The 16,757-nt window shown below is 77.0% G+C and carries 17 protein-coding genes; 6 read left to right on the top strand and 11 right to left on the bottom strand.

Annotated elements, in window-relative coordinates:
• From SK069_RS02950 to SK069_RS02990, 9 genes are all read right to left on the bottom strand, one after another.
• A complete protein-coding gene (locus tag SK069_RS02950; RefSeq protein ID WP_319952684.1) occupies positions 1-522 on the bottom strand; it encodes a hypothetical protein in 522 nt (173 codons plus the stop codon).
• Entirely contained in the window at positions 519-1,691 is a 1,173-nt protein-coding gene (locus SK069_RS02955) for a carboxylate-amine ligase (protein ID WP_319952685.1), read from the bottom strand. The genes SK069_RS02950 and SK069_RS02955 overlap by 4 nt, the downstream gene beginning before the upstream one ends.
• A 31-nt stretch (positions 1,692-1,722) precedes the next feature.
• Positions 1,723-2,805, bottom strand: coding sequence for a redox-sensing transcriptional repressor Rex (locus SK069_RS02960; RefSeq protein WP_319952686.1), 1,083 nt, complete (start codon positions 2,803-2,805; stop codon positions 1,723-1,725).
• Positions 2,806-2,892: 87 nt separating this feature from the next.
• Positions 2,893-4,305, bottom strand: a complete 1,413-nt coding sequence (locus SK069_RS02965; protein ID WP_319952687.1) for an endo-1,4-beta-xylanase — start codon at positions 4,303-4,305, stop codon at positions 2,893-2,895.
• 87 nt (positions 4,306-4,392) lie between these two features.
• On the bottom strand, positions 4,393-5,379 hold the full coding sequence (gene tsaD, locus SK069_RS02970; RefSeq protein WP_319952688.1) for a tRNA (adenosine(37)-N6)-threonylcarbamoyltransferase complex transferase subunit TsaD: 987 nt from the start codon (positions 5,377-5,379) through the stop codon (positions 4,393-4,395).
• Entirely contained in the window at positions 5,376-6,062 is a 687-nt protein-coding gene (gene rimI, locus SK069_RS02975) for a ribosomal protein S18-alanine N-acetyltransferase (protein ID WP_319952689.1), read from the bottom strand. The genes tsaD and rimI overlap by 4 nt, the downstream gene beginning before the upstream one ends.
• Positions 6,059-6,784 (bottom strand): tRNA (adenosine(37)-N6)-threonylcarbamoyltransferase complex dimerization subunit type 1 TsaB, encoded by a 726-nt coding sequence (gene tsaB, locus SK069_RS02980; protein ID WP_319952690.1) that lies wholly within the window; start codon positions 6,782-6,784, stop codon positions 6,059-6,061. Before tsaB ends, rimI begins: the two co-directional genes overlap by 4 nt.
• Positions 6,781-7,233, bottom strand: coding sequence for a tRNA (adenosine(37)-N6)-threonylcarbamoyltransferase complex ATPase subunit type 1 TsaE (gene tsaE / locus SK069_RS02985; RefSeq protein WP_319952691.1), 453 nt, complete (start codon positions 7,231-7,233; stop codon positions 6,781-6,783). Before tsaE ends, tsaB begins: the two co-directional genes overlap by 4 nt.
• Positions 7,220-7,552: a hypothetical protein gene (locus SK069_RS02990; RefSeq protein WP_319952692.1), complete on the bottom strand. Its 333-nt coding sequence runs from the start codon at positions 7,550-7,552 to the stop codon at positions 7,220-7,222. The genes tsaE and SK069_RS02990 overlap by 14 nt, the downstream gene beginning before the upstream one ends.
• 171 nt (positions 7,553-7,723) lie before the next feature.
• Here SK069_RS02990 and SK069_RS02995 point away from each other — a divergent pair, with 171 nt between their 5' ends.
• Entirely contained in the window at positions 7,724-9,085 is a 1,362-nt protein-coding gene (locus SK069_RS02995; RefSeq protein WP_319952693.1) for a lipopolysaccharide biosynthesis protein, read from the top strand.
• A 32-nt stretch (positions 9,086-9,117) separates the two neighbouring features.
• Here SK069_RS02995 and SK069_RS03000 read toward each other — a convergent pair whose 3' ends face one another.
• Positions 9,118-9,942, bottom strand: coding sequence for a hypothetical protein (locus SK069_RS03000; RefSeq protein WP_319952694.1), 825 nt, complete (start codon positions 9,940-9,942; stop codon positions 9,118-9,120).
• Positions 9,943-9,952: 10 nt separating this feature from the next.
• Complete coding sequence (locus SK069_RS03005; RefSeq protein ID WP_319952695.1) at positions 9,953-10,759, bottom strand: uracil-DNA glycosylase; 807 nt, start codon at positions 10,757-10,759, stop codon at positions 9,953-9,955.
• Between the two features lie 201 nt (positions 10,760-10,960).
• Here SK069_RS03005 and SK069_RS03010 point away from each other — a divergent pair, with 201 nt between their 5' ends.
• The 5 genes from SK069_RS03010 to panB all read left to right on the top strand — a co-directional run bounded on the left by SK069_RS03010 (position 10,961) and on the right by panB (position 16,682).
• Positions 10,961-13,258, top strand: coding sequence for a hypothetical protein (locus tag SK069_RS03010; protein ID WP_319952696.1), 2,298 nt, complete (start codon positions 10,961-10,963; stop codon positions 13,256-13,258).
• Between the two features lie 273 nt (positions 13,259-13,531).
• Positions 13,532-14,299, top strand: coding sequence for a DUF2520 domain-containing protein (locus SK069_RS03015; RefSeq protein WP_319952697.1), 768 nt, complete (start codon positions 13,532-13,534; stop codon positions 14,297-14,299).
• Positions 14,296-15,219 (top strand): pantoate--beta-alanine ligase, encoded by a 924-nt coding sequence (panC, locus tag SK069_RS03020; RefSeq protein ID WP_319952698.1) that lies wholly within the window; start codon positions 14,296-14,298, stop codon positions 15,217-15,219. Before SK069_RS03015 ends, panC begins: the two co-directional genes overlap by 4 nt.
• 40 nt (positions 15,220-15,259) lie before the next feature.
• Complete coding sequence (panD, locus tag SK069_RS03025) at positions 15,260-15,688, top strand: aspartate 1-decarboxylase (RefSeq protein ID WP_319952699.1); 429 nt, start codon at positions 15,260-15,262, stop codon at positions 15,686-15,688.
• 64 nt (positions 15,689-15,752) lie between these two features.
• Positions 15,753-16,682 (top strand): 3-methyl-2-oxobutanoate hydroxymethyltransferase, encoded by a 930-nt coding sequence (panB, locus tag SK069_RS03030; protein WP_319952700.1) that lies wholly within the window; start codon positions 15,753-15,755, stop codon positions 16,680-16,682.
• The last annotated feature ends 75 nt before the right edge of the window (positions 16,683-16,757 follow it).

Consider the following 16,757-nt stretch of genomic DNA (forward strand, 5'->3'; position numbering starts at 1 on the left):
TCAGCGCCCGGGGATCCAGAGCCGGCCGGACTCGACCGCGCCCGGCTGCTGCGGCTGACCGGGCTGCTGGGCCGGCGGGGGGCCGCCGGCGGCGTCCGGCGCGGCCTTCGGGGAGACGTCGGCGCCCAGCGGGCCGCTGGGGTCGCCGTCCGGCGCGGGGGCGGCGTCCCCGGCGTCCCCGGCGGCGTCGCCGGACCCGGCGAGCCGCGAGTACGCGAGCTGCAGCTGGGAGAGCGCCTGGTCGATCTGGCCGGCGTTCGGGCCGAGCAGCGGCGCGGCGATCGGCTTCAGGGCCTTCACCGCCTCGATCGCGAGACCGAGCTGGGCCGCGTCGGCCTCGCCGGGGCCGCCGCCGGCGAGCCCGGCGCGACGCCCACCGACCTCGAGCAGGCCGGCGATCGACTGGACGACGACGTCCTCGACGCGCAGGCTGCGCATCTGCTCCTCGTAGGCCGCGAGGAGCTGCTCCTGGGTGGGCTGCCCGCCGGGGCCCGCACCGGCGAAGGGATCGTTGCTGCTCATGGACGCTCCTGAGGATCGGGGGTGGCGGCCAGCATGCCCGCGCGGGTCTCGGCGACCGCGGCGGCGAACGCCTCGGCCGGCGAGGCGCCCTCCTCCACCCTACGCCGCTGGCGCTGGGCGCCGTTGCGCTCCGGCAGGCGCGGCTCGATCCCGAGCTCGGACCGGATCGGGGCGGTCCACCGCAGCAGCCGCTCCCCGGCCTCCGCGGCGGGGTACTCGCGCACGGCCTCCCAGTCGATGAGCCGGCCGTCCTGGCCGTCGCGGATCGCGCGCCAGACGTTCTCCTCGACGAGGCGCGGGGCGGGCGGCGTGAAGGGCCGGCGCTCGTCGTGGTCGCGCGCCGCCTGCAGCACGCAGGCGGTGATGAGCTCGGCCAGCGCCTCGGACTCGGCCGCGCTGGACTGCGCGTCGCAGATCCGCACCTCGACCGTGCCGAAGCTCAGGTGCGGACGCACCGACCACCAGACCTGGGTGTACTCCTGGATCGAGTCCGTCGCCACGAGCAGCTCGAGGTACTCGCGGAACGCCGCCCACGAGCCGAAGTGGTCCGGTACGCCGCAGCGCGGGAAGGACTTCGTGAACGTCTGCGTGCGGATCGAGTGCAGCCCGGTGTCGAGGCCGTCGACGAAGGGCGAGTTCGCCGAGACGGCCAGGAGCTGCGGCAGCACGCCGCGCAGCCGGTCGCAGACGGCCAGCGCGCGGTCCGCGTCCCGGATGCCGACGTGGACGTGGAGGGAGAACGTCGCGTTGCGGCGGGCGACCCAGCGCAGCCCGTCGACGACCCGGCGGTAGTGGGCCGTGTCGATGAACTGCTGCTCGCGGTAGTCGTCCCACGGGTGGGTGCCGGTCGACCCGAGCGCGATCCCGAGGGCGTCCGCGGCGCGGGCCAGCCGCGCCCGGTGGTCGCGCTGCAGGTCGATCGCCTCGCCGATCGACAGCGCCCGCCCCGAGCGGATCTCGACCTCGGTGCGGATGAGCTCGCCGGCCACCGAGTCGGCGAGCGCCGGGTCCTCGGCCGTGGCGTCGCGCAGCTCCTCGAACCGCGGCACGAGGTCGAGCGTGCCCGGGTCCAAGAGCATGAACTCCTCCTCCAGGCCGATGGTGCCGTCGGTGCCGCCGGCGTAGGCGGCCTCGGCGGCGACGAGGTCGATCGCGGCGTCGGCCCCCATCAGCGGGTCGCCGTCCGGACGTGGGGGTCGGTCACGAGAGGTAGTAGTAGAGCGCGTGGAGCAGGTCCACGGCCGGGCTCGAGGTGTGCACGGCGACGTTCGGCGGCGTCCGGAGCAGGGCGCCGCTGTAGTTGAAGATGATCTGCACGCCGGCCTCGACGAGCTCGTCGGCGAGCCCCTGCGCCGCCTTCGCCGGCGACGCGATGACGCCGACGACGACCTCGCCCTCGCGCACGACCTCGGCGAGGTGGCGCACGTCGCCGATCTCCAGCTCGCCGATCGGCGTGCCGATCTTCGCCGGGTCGTTGTCGAGCACCGCGACGACCTCGAACCCGTGGTCGGCGAAGACGTCGCTGCCGGCGATCGCGCGGCCGAGGTGCCCGGCACCGAGCAGCACGATCCCGACCCGCTGGTTCGTGTGGAGGATCCCGCGGATCCGCGCGACGAGCTCCTCGACGTCGTAGCCGACGCCGCGCTTGCCGAACCGCCCGAAGCCCGAGAGGTCGCGGCGGATCTGCGTGCTGTTGACGTGGGTGTGGGCGGAGAGCTCCTGCGAGCTCATCGTGGCCCGGCCCATCTTCCGCGCCTGCGTCAGCACCTGGAGGTAGCGCGAGAGCCGCTCGGCCTGCCCGGCGCCGAGGCGCGGCGCGGCCGGATCCGCGTTCCCCGCGGCGCCCGGCACGCTGCCGACGGTCGCGGGGGCTGGCGTCGGGGCCAGGGTCGGCTCGGCGGTCGGCATCGGCGGCGCGGCGATCCTACTGACCCGCTCCACGGGGACCGGGCTGGCGCGCAGGAGCGGCTCGGCGGTGCGCTCGCGGGGCGGGGCGACGGTCGGCCGGCGGCGCGCCGCGCCGGCCCCGACGCGCTCGCGCAGGTCGCGCAGCGCCTGCAGCACGCGCTCGCCGTCGACGGCGAAGTCGCAGAGCTCCTCGCCGGCGAGCGCGATGACCGGGATCCGCTCGAGGTAGCGCGCGTGCAGCCGGTCGTCGCGCTCGATGTCGACCGAGCGGACGGTGAAGGGCTCCTGCTCGCGCAGCGCCTCCAGGTCCTCCAGCGCGTCGTGGCAGAGGTGGCAGCCTGGACGCAGGAAGACGACGACCTCGGGTGCGGACACCTCGTGATCGTCGCAGAACGGCACATGGTCGTGCCAAGTGTCACGAGTCACGAGTCACGACCGCCCGTCGCGGGGGGCTCCGAGGCCTCAGAAGCGACCCGCGGCCGGCACGACCGAGCCGAGCGGCGCCCCGGCCGACGGCGGCACCGGGTCCTCGGCCACGAGCCGACCCCGGACGCCGAGCCGCAGGCGCCGCATCGCGTCCTTCGGTCGCCCGGCGGCGTCGAGCGGCAGCGCCTCGCGCTCCGGTCCCCACCAGCTCGTCGCGTCGGTCACGCCCCACACGCCCAGGGCGTCGCACGACGCGTGCTGCCAGCAGGCGTCGGCCACCATCCCGAACGCCCGGGCGCCGTAGAGGCGCCACGCCGCCGTGACGGGCAGGCCGAGCGGCACGTCGACCTCGCTGAACTGCACGCGCAGGCCGAGCGCCTCGATCCGGGTCATCGTGTCGTCGAGCTGCGCCGGCGTGAGCTCGATCTCGGGCTTCAGGTGCCCCTGCAGCGCGACCCCGTCGATCGGCGCGCCGGCCCGGACGAGCCGGCGCAGCATCCGCAGGACCCCGTCGCGGTGCGCGCCGGGGTTCTCGATCGCGTTGTCGGAGTACAGGAGCCGCGCGCCCGGGTCGGCCTCGCGAGCGAACCGGAAGGCGTGCTCGACGACGTCCGGGCCGATCGCCCGCCGCCAGATCGACGGCCAGTCCGAGCCGTCCGGCCGGATCGCCTCCGTCACGACGTCCCACGTCCGAGCCGTTCCGCGGTAGCGGCCGACGAGCGCCGCGACGTGCTGGCGCAGCGCCTCGAGCAGCAGCGGGCGCGTCCAGCCCTGGATCCGGTCGTCGAGCCACGCCGGCAGCTGGTCGTGCATGAGGAGCGTGTGGCCGTGGAGGCCGCCGCCGACGCTGCGGGCGAGCCCGCGCAGCCGGTCGGCGGCGTCGAAGAGGAACAAGCCGGGAAAGGGCTGCGTCGTGCGCATCTTCAGCGCGTTCTCGGTCATCGCGAAGCGGTACTCGCGCCGGAACGCGTCGGCGACCCCCGGCCGGTCGAGCTGCTCGGGGCGCAGCGCCGCGCCGAGGGTGATCCGAACGGCGTCGAGATCGAGGTCCAGGCGGTCCACGTCGACGGTCGCGCAGGAGTCGCCGCGGCGCTCCAGGACGACGACCCGGCGCCCGGCGCGGACCGGCAGCGCCAGCACGATCCGCCGCTGGGCCCGGCGCGTCCGCGCCGTCCGCCGCGGGCCGCCGTCGACGCGCACCCCGATCCGACCCGTGCACCCGCCGGCGCGCAGCGCCAGTCGCGGACCCGCCGCCAGCGGGATCGGCCAAGCGACCGGGCCGCGGTCCAGGCGCACCCGCACGACGGCACCCGACGACGTACCCGGCCGGGCCAGCACCCGCCCGGGCAGCGCTGAGCGCTCCGCCTCGATCCCGCGGCGCAGGGGCTCGGCCGCGCCGGCGGGCGCGGCAGCGGGCAGCAGCGCGGCGGCGAGGACCGCCGCCGTCACGGATGAGCGCCTGGGGGGCACGTCGAGGCGCCACCCTACCGACGAGTCGGTCGAGCGCCGCGTGGACCGCCCCCGGCCCGCTCAGCCTCAGGCGGCGCGCTGCCCGCTGGCGTACGCCTCGAGGGCGATCGCCGCGTCGGGGTCGAGCGCGGGACGGAACCGCGCGACCGCCGCGATCATCGCCGCGTTGTCGGTGCAGAGGGACCGGTCGGGGATCGCGACGTCGGCGTCGAGGGCCTCGAGCCGGGCGCGCAGCGCGCCGTTCGCCGCGACGCCACCGCCGATCGCCACGCGGCGCAGCCCGGTCCGCTCGAGCGCGCGCTCGACGCGCACGGCCAGCGCCTCGACGACCGCGCGCTGGTAGCTCGCGGCGAGGTCCGCGCGGCGCCGCGCGGTCTCCTCCTCCCCGAGGTCGCGCACGGCGTAGAGCAGCGCCGTCTTCAAGCCCGAGAACGAGCAGTCCAGGCCGCGGACCTTCGCCCCGGTCGGGAAGGCGAACGCCGCCGGATCGCCGCCGGCGGCGAGGCGCTCGAGCGCCGGCCCGCCCGGGTAGGGCAGGCCGAGCAGGCGGGCGCCCTTGTCGATCGCCTCGCCCGCCGCGTCGTCGAGCGTGCCGCCGAGGCGGACGATCGCGTCGGGCCCGTCCACGCGCGAGAGGAACGTGTGTCCCCCCGACGCGACGAGCGCCACGAACGGCGGCTCGACGGCGAGCGGCCGCAGCGTCGCGGCGAGGACGTGGCCGTCGAGGTGATCGACCGGCACGAGCGGCACGTCGCGGGCGAGCGCCAGCGCCTTCGCCGCCTGCAGCCCGACGAGCAGCGCGCCGACGAGGCCCGGCCCCTGGGTGACCGCGATCCGGTCGACGTCCTCCAGCGCGGCGCCCGCGTCGCGCAGCGCCTGCTCGATCACGAGGTCGCAGCGCTCGACGTGCGCCCGGGCGGCGAGCTCCGGCACGACGCCGCCGTAGGCGTCGTGGATCCCCTGGCTGGAGATGACGTTCGAGCGGATCGTGCCGTCGTCGTCGACGACCGCCGCGCACGTGTCGTCGCAGCTCGTCTCGATCGCGAGGATCACCGGCGGCGTCCCCCGCGCTCGGGCAGCGGCGGGACGACGTCGGGCGGGACGGGGCCCTTCGAGCCCGGCACCCCGGGCGCGCGTCCGTGGCGCGGGCCGGCGAGGTCGGGCACCGGGCCCTCGGCGCCCGGGATGTCGTCGAGCCGGCCCTGCAGCGTGGCCGGCGTGCGCCACATGATCAGGGCGTCCTCGCCGTCGTCGCGGTAGTAGTTGCGTCGCGTGCCGACGGCGACGAAGCCGAGCTCGTCGTACAGGCCGCGCGCCCCGCGGTTCGACGGTCGGACCTCGAGCGTCAGGCGCGCCTGCTCGCCGCCCGCCGCCTCGATGACGTGCAGCAGCAGCGCCCGGGCGATGCCCTCGCGCCGGCGGTTCGGGTCGACGCAGACGTTCATGACGTGGAACGCGTCGTCGTAGCGGCTGACGATCGCGTAGCCGACGAGCCCGCCGGTGGGCGGTCCCGGCGTCGCGCCGGTCGAGAAGGAGCGCGCGACGATCGAGAGGCCTCCGGGCTTCGCCGTCTCCAGCACGAACATCGCCAGCGACCACGGCGCGCGGTAGCTGCGCCGCTCGATCGCCAGCACCTGCGGGAGGTCGGCGAACGCGAGCCGCTGGACCGCCGTGCCGCGCTGCGTGCCGCGGCGCTCGCGGGGGTCGGGGATCGGGCTGGGGACGAGGGGGCTCACCGCTGGGCCGTCGGGATCGCGTCGGCTCCGCGAACGTACACCGGACGGACCGCCTGCGGGCCTCGGGCGGCGACTCGGCGCCCGAGGCCGGCGAGCACGACGCCGTCGACCTCGTGCGCGCTCGGGTCCTCCGGGACGGGGACGCCGGCGGCGACGAGCGCGTCGCGGTGCGTCGCGGCCCCGTCGCCGACGGCGAGCCCGGGGCGGACGGGCAGCGCCGCGAGCGCCGCCTCCAGATCCGCGATCGGCACGGCGGCGGGGAGGAGCCCCGCGCCGCCGTCGCGCAGGTCCCCGGGCCCGGCGAGCGTCAGGAACAGCTCCCGCCGGCGAGCGTCCTGGACGACGAGGACGGGCGCCGCGCCCGGCGACGGCGCCCCGCCGGGCCGGTCGCCGAGCGCGGCGGCGGCCAGCGCGGCCGGGGTCGGGGTGCCCACGACCTCGGTCCCGAGCCCGAGCCCGAGCGCGCGGGCGCTCGAGACGCCGACCCGGATCCCCGTGAACGTCCCCGGCCCGAGGCCGACGACGATCCGGTCGACGGCCTCCAGCGCGCCCCCGGCCTCGGCGAGGGCGCGGCGGGCGAGCGGCAGCAGGCGACGGGTGTGGTCGGGCCGCGCCCCTGGCGCGGGCGTCTCGCGCGCGCCGGCGGCCGCGTCCGGCGACCGGCCGAGGGCCCCGGCGACGGTGGTGGGCGTCGCGGTGTCGAGGGCGAGCGTCCAGCTCACGGGCGCCACCGCAGCTCGATCCGGCGGCCGTCGCCGCCGTCGTGGTGCAGGTCGACCTCCAGCCGCACCCGGTCGCCGAGCAGCGGCGCGACCGCGTCGGGCCACTCCACGAGGCCGATCGCGCCGCCGTCCAGCTCCTCGTCGACGAGCTCCTCGTCCTCGTCCCCCAGACCGGCGAGCCGGTAGAGGTCCAGGTGCGCGACGCGGCGGCCCTCCGGCAGGTCGTAGCGGTGGGCGAGCGCGAACGTCGGCGAGGTGACCGGCCCCGCGGCGCCGAGGGCGCGGGCGACCCCGCGCACGAGGGTCGTCTTGCCGGCCCCGAGGTCGCCGCGCAGCAGGACGACGTCGCCGGGCCTCAGGGCCACCGCGATCCGGGCGCCCAGGCGCTCGGTCTCCGCCGGCGTGGCGGTGCGCAGCGCGCCGGAGGGACGCGCCTCACCAGCGGACATCGCTCGTCCGCAGCCGCAGGCCGGCGCCGCCGAGCAGCAGCGCGGCGCCGAGGAGCGTGAGCCCGCGCAGGTCGGCTCCGGTCTCGGCGAGCGCGTGCGGCCGGGCGGTCGCCCGCGCGTCGCGATCGGCGTCCTCGGTCCGGCGCCCGGACGGCGCGCGGTCGTCGGAGCGGGTCCCGGAGGACGGAGCCTCCAGCGCCGGCGGATCGCGCAGCAGCTCGCCGACGGCGGGCTCCTGGGCGGCGGACGGCAGCGCAGGGACGAGCGCCGCCACGCCGGTGGCGAGGAGCACCACCACGGGTCGGTGCCGGCCGTGCATCGCGGCGGATGATAGGTGCCCCGGCCGGGACCACGACGAGCGCCGGGCCAGCGCGCGCGGGACGGGCGGCGGGTACCGGCGCGCGCACCGGCGGTAGCCTTCCCCGTCCGTCCGCTCGCCCCGGCGCGGCCGCCGTCCGCGCCCGCCGACCCGGCAGGGACGTCGCTTCCGATGCCTCGCTCCTCCTCCCTCCAGCGGCTCCAGGCCCTGCGCGCGACCGAGACCGGCCGCGCCGCCGAGCTGGCGGCGGCGTCGATGCTGAACAACGCGATCCAGCTGCTCTTCACGGTGCTGCTGGCGCGCCTCCTGGGCAAGACGGGCTACGCGTCCCTCGCGGCGCTCGTGGCCGCGTTCCTCATCATGCAGGTGTCCGGCCAGGCGATCCAGGCGGCCGCGGCGCGCGCGATCGTCCGCTGGACGGCGCAGGGGCACCACGAGCCCTACCGCGAGGTCTCGGCGTGGACGCGGCAGGTGCTCGTGCTCGCCGTGGTGCTCTTCGTCCTCGGCGTCGTGTTCCGCGCGCCGCTGGCGCAGCTCATCGGCGTCGACAGCCACCGCGGGGCGGCCGGCCTGCTGCCGGTGACCGGCGCGCTGTGGCTGCTCGTCTGCCTGCAGCGCGGCGCGCTGCAGGGGCTGCGCGACTTCGACGCCGTCGCCGGCTCGATCGTGCTCGAGGCGGTGCTGCGGCTCGTCGCGGCGCTCGTCTTCGTCACGGTCGCGCCGATCGTGTGGGACGGAACCGAGGTCACCGGCGCGTTCGCCGCGGCCCCGGCGGCCTTCGCCATCCTCGCCTTCGGCATGGATCGCCGGCTGCGGCGGCTGCACGTCCACGGCGAGGTCGCCGCGGGCGACCGGCCGACCCCGCTCTCCGCGCTCGCCCGCGCCGAGGGCACGGTGATCCTCTCGCTGCTGCTCGTGGCGATCATGCAGAACGTCGACACGATCCTCGCCAAGCGCGAGTTCGCCGACGAGATCGCCAGCTCCTACGCGGCCGCCGCCGTGGCCGCGAAGGCGGTGGTCTGGGTCGCCGTCGGGGTCGCGCTGCACCTGCTGCCCGAGGCGACCAGGCGCGCGGTCGCGGGCGAGAACCCGCACCCGATCCTCCGTCGCGCGATCCTCTTCCTGCTGCTCATCGGCACGCCGGCGATCGCGATCTTCGTCGCGATCCCCGGCTTCCTGCTGCGCACGGCGTTCGGGCCGGACTTCGACGTCGCCTCGGAGGCGCTGCCGCTGCTCGGCGGCGCGATGCTCCTCCTCTCGATCACGCTCATGGCCGTGCAGTACCTCTCGGCGATCGGACGCCACCGCCACCTCGTGCCCCTGTTCGCGCTCGCCGTCGTGGAGATCGCCCTCCTCTCGCGCCAGGGCTGGAGCGCCGCGGAGTTCGCGACGATCGTGCTCGTCGGCCAGGCGGTCGCCGCCGTCGTGACGCTGGGGCTCGCGTGGTTCAGCCGACCGGCCCCCGGCGTGCGCGAGGAGCCGCTGCCCGAGCCCGCGGCCCCGGCGCGCGACCTCAGCGCCGGCCCGGCCTGACCCGCGGTCCGCGGCTCGGATCCGGCGGGCGCTCAGCGCGGTCCGGTCCCCGCGTGCGGTCCGACGCCGCGCAGCCCGCCGGCGAGCAGCGCGACCGCCGCGACCGGCACCGTCGCGGGGAGCGTGTCGACGACCCAGAACAGCAGGTCGAAGGCGATCCCCAGGACGAGCAGGAGCACCGCGGCGCGGACGCGCAGCGCCCGGCTCGCCCCCTCGGCCGCGAGGACGGCGCCGAGGACGCCGGCGACGAACACGTCGCCGTAGCCCAGCGACGCCCGCTCGAGCGACAGGTACTGCAGCTGCGGCAACCCGGCGGCGGGGACCGCGGCGTTCAGGGTCGCGTTCGGGGCGTCGAGGGCGCTGGAGAACACGAGCACCGCGTCGATCGCCGCCATCGCCACGAGCCCGACCCGGATCCAGGTCGTGCCGGACGGGGTCGCGGTCGTCACGGCCCCGACGAGGAGCCGCCCGAGCGCCACGCAGCTCAGCGCGGTGATCGCCAGGGCGGCGATGTCCCCCGCGCGCTCGCCCTCGCTCGCGATCGCCACGACGAGCAGGGGGACCGCCCCGAGCGCCCACCAGGGGCGGGGCCGACCGACGAGCGCCCAGCCGAGCGTCGCCGCCGCCAGCGGCGGCAGGGCGACGAGCGCCAGCCAGGTGAGGACGTCCGCGGCGTCCGGCAGGACCGCGAGGCCCGCGACGACGACCGCGATCGACCCCGGCAGCACGAGCGACCACCAGCGCCCGCCGAAGCGCGCGGCCCAGCGCGGGAGCCCGGCGGCGGGCAGCAGCACGAGCAGCGCCTGCAGGACGGTGAAGGCGAGCGTCGGCCAGCGGAAGGGCAGCGGATCCAGCACGGCCTGCCTCTCAGGACCCGCCGAACAGCGGCAGCTGATCGGCGGCCGGGACCGGCGACGCCGGAGCGGCGGACCGCGAACCGTCGTCCGCCTCCGGCGCGGCCGGTGCCAGCGGCGCGTCGCCGGACGGCGTCGAGCCGGCCGCCGCGGTCGCCGTCGCCGCGGGCACCGGGTCGGGCGGCACCGGCAGCGTCAGGAGCGCCGGCAGCCGGGCGACGTCGTCGCGCAGCGCCGCGACCGCGTCCTCGGCGTAGAGCGCCGCCGCGGGGTCGTAGAGCGGCAGCAGGCGCACCGCGCGGCGCCCGATCGTGCGGAGCTCGTCCCGCCCGTGGACGCGCCGGATCGGGGCGGGATCGCCACGCAGGAGCTTCGTCGCGAAGGCCCCCAGCGCGACGACGACCCGCGGGCGCACGAGCTCGACCGTCCGCGCGAGGTAGCCGGCGCAGTGCGCGACCTCCTCGGGCAGCGGGTCGCGGTTGTCCGGCAGGCGGCAGCGCAGGACCGTCGTGCGGTAGGTCCGGTCGGGATCGAGCCCGGCGCCGCGCAGCAGCTCGTCGAGCAGCCGGGCGGGCTCGCCGACGAGCGGCAGGCCCTGGCGGTCCTCGGCTCGTCCCGGCGCCGTCCCCACGAGCAGCAGGTCGGCGTCCGGGTCGCCGCGACCGAAGACGACGGTCGTGCGCGCGGCGGCCAGCTGCGGGCAGCGGCGGCACCCGCGGGCGTCGCGCGCCAGGGCCTCGAGGGCGGCGCGGCGGGAGCCCGGATCGCCGCGGGTCGGGTCGTCCTCGGGCGCGGCGGCGTTCGACGGACCCGCGGGCATCGGGCACCGAGGCTAGTGGACCGCTCGCGCACGCCGGCCGGCCGCGGCCCGCGCCGCGCCGACCGCCGGGGCCGGTCGCGCGGGGCCCGGCCCGCCAGGAACGCCCACGGCGCCGGGAGGATGTCCCATACTGCGCCTATCCGTGACGCGCCTCACGCGCGCGTCGCCCGTCGTTCCACCCCGCGACCCGGGAACCCCTGCATGACGCGCACCGCCCGCACCCGACGAGCTCCCCGCAGCGCACGACGCTCAGGCCCACGGCTCGCGCGCCTCGCCGCGCTGCTGGTCGCGGCCGTCGCCGGTGCCACCGCGACCGCGGCTCCGGCAGGAGCCGCGCCGCCGACGGACGGCTGGAGCTGTCGCGCGCAGTCGCTCGACGTCAACTCGGGGCCGCTCGAGGTCGTGCTGGACCCGATCCTCGACCCGATCGAGGGCCTCCTGCGCACGGGCGAGGACGGCACGCAGTGCGTCACCAACGGCGCCACGCCGCTCGGCGGCGCGCTCGCGCAGGTGACGACGCAGCTGGCGCCGCTCGGCATCGATCTCGGCGCGCTCAGCGCCACGACGACGATCGACGCGACGAAGGTCCCGCGCCTGCAGGCGCCGGCGTCCACGTCGCGCGTCGCCGGGCTGAGGATCTCGGTCGCGGGCGCCGAGCTCGTCAGCGTCTCGGCGCTGGAGGCGCGGGCGAGCGCGACCTGCGCCGCCGGCGCGGCCCAGTACGCGAGCTCCTACGACATCGGGGACGTGGCGGTCTTCGGCCAGAGCGTCGACCTCACCGGTCCGGTGCAGACGATCACCGACCCCCTGATGCCCCTCGGGCCCATCGTCCGGCTCACGCCCGGCCACGAGGTGAAGACCGCCGACGGCGTCGCGCGCACCGCGCTGCGCGTCGAGGTCCTCGAGGGCATCACGCCGGTCGAGGTGAAGCTGCTGGACGTCTCCCTCGCGATCGCGAGCGTCAACGACCACGGCACCCCGTGCGCGATCCCCGCGCCGCCGACCGTCGGCGTGCCGAGCACCACGAGCGCCCGCTCCCTCACCGCGGCCGTGACGCCGCCGGCGGGCCGCACCATCGCGCGCTGCTCGTTCGCCCTCACCCCGCTGAGCGGCGGTGGCGCCCGCACGATCGCCGGCACGTGGGCCAACGGCGCCTGCACCGCGAGCGTGCCGCGCGACGTCGCGCCCGGCACCTACCGCACGACGGTCAACGCCGTCACCGACGGCGCGGACCCCGGCGAGGCGACGAGCGCTCCCGCGGACCTGCGGATCGGCTACCCGGGCCTCGGGGAGGTGACGCTGTCGGGCCGCAACGTCGGCGCGACGCTCGTCCTGGCGCAGGGCACGACGCTGACCTCCTGCACGATCACCGTGAAGCCCGCGGGCGGCTCGCCCGTCGCCCTGCCCGGGAAGGTCGCCGACGGCCGCTGCTCCGTGGACCTCCCCCGCGCGCAGTACCCGCCGGGGACCTACGACGTGACGATCGACGCCGTCGCCAGCGACGGCTCGACCGACCGCGTGTCGAAGCAGATCGTCCTCACCGGCCCGCAGGTCGGCGATCCGGTCGCGATCGGACCGCTCGTCGTCTTCCCGGTGGCCCCGGGCAGCGGCGCGACGATCACGGAGTGCACCGCGACGGCCGCGCCCGTCGGCGGGACGCCGCGCAGCGTCCAGACGTACATCGACCCGGGCACGTCGAGCTGCACCGCCGGCCTGCCGCCGGAGCAGTTCCCGCCCGGCGAGTACGACGTCGAGATCACGATCAAGGACTCCAACGGCGACGCGACGACGAGCCGCAAGCGCGTCACGATCGTCGCCCTCGGCGGCGCCGGCGGGAACGGCGGCGCGAACGGCGGCGGGGGCACCGGCGCGACCGGCGGCAAGACGCAGGGCCAGGTCGCCGCCGAGCGCCTCATCTGCGAGAAGCGCCGCCTGTCGATCCTCGACGTCCGCCGCTCGACCTCCGGCGTCCGGGTCACCGGCGTGGCCGAGAGCGCGCTCGTCGGCAAGCGCGTCTCGATCCGGGTCGCACGCCGCGGCGCGAGCACGCGCCAGGCCGGCACGGCCACCGTCCGCAAGGACGGGACGTTCAGCGCGACGGTCCCCGCGCCCGCGAAGCGCTACCTCGCCACGTCGTTCGCGCTGCGCTACTCGGCGACGTCCGGCAGCGCGTCGAGCCGCTCGGTCCGCCTCACGCGCCGCACGAACATCACGTCGTCGTCGCTGACGAGCGGGAAGATCAAGATCGCCGGTCGCGTCTCCGCCCCGTACCCGCGGCGCGGCACCGCCGTCCGCGTCCGGATCCAGACCGGCTGCACGAGCTACCGGACGGTGGCCACCGTCGACACGACGCGGACCGGCCGCTTCACGGCGATCTTCGACCCGCCCGCCGACGGCTCGGCGGCCTTCTACCGCGTCGAGACCCGGGTCCCGTCGCGCAAGGGCGGACCGTCGCGCAGCCGGTCGTTCTCGCTCGACCGGCTCGTCGCGGGCCGCTAGCGCGTCGCGGAGGAGCGGCGGCGTCGTCCCGCCGCCCTCCGCGCCCCCGGCGCCCGGGGCCGCCACCGCTGAAACCCTGCTTCTCGATGGGGTTTTCAGGCTGAACCCCGCCGTCCCGGGGGTCCCGTCCGGCGGTGTTGGCGTTCCCCGCGGCGGGTGCTACAACTCAAGGACGGCCGTCACCGCGACGCGGGACGGACCTCTCCGCAGGACCGCTGTTTCTTCGACGCACGCGACCGGCATCCCCCCTCAGGGAGCTGGACCGGAACACTCATGGACACCCGTCCGAGCGCACCACGACGTGCGCCGCTCCCACGCCTGGCCGTCGTCGGCCAGGGCCGCCTCGGCGGCGCGCTGACCCGCGCCCTCCGCGACGCCGGCGCGTCGGTGTCCGGACCCCACGGGCGCGGCTTCGACGGCACCGGGGCCGACGTCGTCCTCCTCTGCGTCCCCGACGAGGCGATCGCCGCGGCGGCCGCCGCCGTCGCCCCCGGCCCGCTCGTCGGCCACTGCTCGGGCGCGACGACGCTGGAGCCGCTCGCGCCGCACGAGGCGCTCTCGCTGCACCCGCTGATGACGGTGCCGGGGCCGGACGCCGAGCTCCGCGGCGCTCCGTGCGCGATCGCCGGCTCGACCGCCCGGGCGCGCGACCTCGCCGGGGCGATCGCCGCGACGCTCGGCATGGACGCCTTCGCCGTCGCCGACGACGATCGCGCGGCCTACCACGCCGCCGCGTCCGTCGCCGCGAACTACCTGCAGGCCGTCGAGGCCCTGGCGGAGCGGCTCGCCGCGAGCGCCGGGGTCCCGCGCGAGGCGCTGGCGCCCCTGGCCCGCGTGGCGCTCGAGCGCTGGCAGGCCGACGGCCCCGCCGCGCTGACCGGTCCGGTCGCCCGCGGCGACGCCGCGACCGTCGCCCGGCAGCGCGAGGCGGTCGCCGAGCGGCTGCCCGCCGCGGACCTCGCGCTCTTCGACGCCCTCACCGCGGCGACCGAGCGCGTCGCCGCCGACCGCGGCGCCGTCCTGACCGGAGCCTCCGCGTGAGGACGATCCGCACGGTCGCCGAGCTGCGCACGCACCTGCGCTCGTCGCGCCGCGCGGGCCGCACGGTCGGGCTCGTGCCGACGATGGGCGCGCTGCACGACGGGCACCTCGCGCTGATCGCCGCGGCCCGCGAGGCGGCCGACGAGGTCGTGGTGTCGCTGTTCGTCAACCCGACGCAGTTCAACGACGCCGGCGACCTCGACGCGTACCCGCGGACCGAGGCCGACGACGCCGTCGCCGCCGCCGACGCCGGGGCGCACGTGCTCTTCGCCCCGCCGGTCGCGGAGGTCTACCCCGACGGCTTCGCGAGCGAGGTCCGCGTCGGGGGACCGCTGACCGAGCGGCTCGAGGGCGCGCACCGCGGCGCCGGCCACTTCCACGGCGTCACGACCGTCGTCACGAAGCTCCTGAACATGGTCGGCCCGGACGTCGCCGTGTTCGGCGCCAAGGACGCCCAGCAGGTGCTCGTCGTCCGGCGCCTCGTGCGCGATCTCGACGTGCCCGTCCGGATCGAGGTCGTCCCGACCGTCCGCGAGCCCGACGGCCTGGCCCGCTCGAGCCGCAACGTCCGCCTGCGGCCCGAGGACCGCGCCGTGGCCGTCGCGATCCCGCGGGCCCTCGACGCCGCGTCCTCGCTGCTCGCCGACGGCGAGCGCGACGCGGCCGCGGTCCGCGCGGCCGCCGAGCGCGTGCTCGACGACGCCGGGCTGCGCCCCGAGTACGTGGCCCTCGCCGACCCGGCGACCCTCGCCGAGCGCGAGGGCGCGCTGCCGGTCGGCCCCTCCCTGCTCGCCGTCGCCGTGCCCGTCGGGCCGGTCCGGCTGATCGACAACGTCGAGCTCGTCGTGGCGCCCTCCGCCGCAGGCGCCGACGACCCCCCTTCGACCGGCGGCCTGCAGGCCGCCACCGCCGCCGGCTGATCCAGCGGCTCCCGCACTGTTCTCCCCGAAGGACGCCCAGATGCAGCGCACGATGCTGAAGTCGAAGATCCACCGCGCGACGGTGACCGACAGCGACCTCCACTACGTCGGCTCGATCACGATCGATCCCGACCTGCTGGAGGCGGCGGACATCCTCGTCCACGAGCAGGTCGCCGTCGTGAACGTCGACAACGGCGAGCGGTTCGAGACCTACACGATCGTCGGCGAGCGCGGCTCGGGCGAGGTGAAGGTCAACGGCGCCGCCGCCCGCCTCGTGCACCGCGGCGACACGATCATCGTCATCTCCTACGCGCAGTACGACCGCGCCGAGCTCGCCGAGTACGAGCCGGTCGTCGTCCACGTCGAGCGCGGCACGAACCGCATCATCGACGTCGACGACGCGGTCGCCACCCTCCTCACCGAGACCAGCCGCACGTCGGCGGTCCCCTCCGGGAGCCCGGCCGCGTAGCGGTCCGGCCCCACCCCGAGTCCGACCCGGAACCGTTCACTCCCTCTCCCCGGAGCCCAGGAACATGTCCGCCAGCCCTCGCGTCATCGACCAGCAGGCGCCCTCGCGCGCCCCGGTCACCGTCACCTCGCTGCTGGAGAAGAAGCACCACGGCGAGAAGATCGTCATGGTCACCGCCTACGACTACCCCTCGGCCACCGTGGTCGAGGCCGCCGGGGTCGACATGGTGCTCGTCGGCGACAGCGCCGCGACCACCGTGCTCGGCCTCGACTCGACCGTCCCGGCGACGGTCGACGAGCTCGTCATGCTCAGCCGCGCGGTGCGCCGCGGGCTGCGCACCGCGTTCCTCGTCTCCGACCTGCCGTTCGGCTCCTACGAGGCCTCCGACCTCGAGGCCGTCAAGAGCGCCCAGCGGTTCGTGAAGGAGGCCGGCGCCCAGGCCGTGAAGCTCGAGGGCGGCGGCGTCATGGTCGACCGCGCCCGGGCGATCGTCGCCGCCGGCATCCCCGTGGTCGGGCATCTCGGCCTCACCCCGCAGACGGCGACCGCGCTCGGCGGCCTGCGCGCGCAGGGCAAGAGCGCCGCGCAGGCGACCCGGATGGTCGCCGACGCGCTGGCCCTCCAGGAGGCCGGCTGTTGCGCGCTGGTCCTCGAGGCGATCCCCGCCGCCGTCGCCGACGAGCTCATGCCGCTGCTGGAGATCCCGGTGATCGGGATCGGCGCGGGCGCCTCGACCGACGGCCAGGTGCTCGTCTGGCACGACCTGCTCGGGCTGCTCGAGGGTCGCACCGCGAAGTTCGTCAAGCAGTACGCCCACCTGCACGGGCAGATGGTCGAGGCCGTCCGGGGCTACGCGACCGAGGTCCGGCAGGGCGAGTTCCCGGCGCGCGAGCACACGTACGCGATCGCGCCCGAGGAGCTGCAGGCGTTCCAGTCGTCGCTGGCCCAGCTGCACGGGCACGGCGACCACGACATCAGCGGCTACCCGGCGTAGCCCGTCCCCCGCGACCGGCCCGACGTCGGGCCGGTCGCGGACGTGGTCCGGATCCGCGCCGGACCGGCACCTGTC

The sequence above is a fragment of the Patulibacter brassicae genome, assembly GCF_033949425.1.
Lineage (GTDB): Bacteria > Actinomycetota > Thermoleophilia > Solirubrobacterales > Solirubrobacteraceae > Patulibacter > Patulibacter brassicae.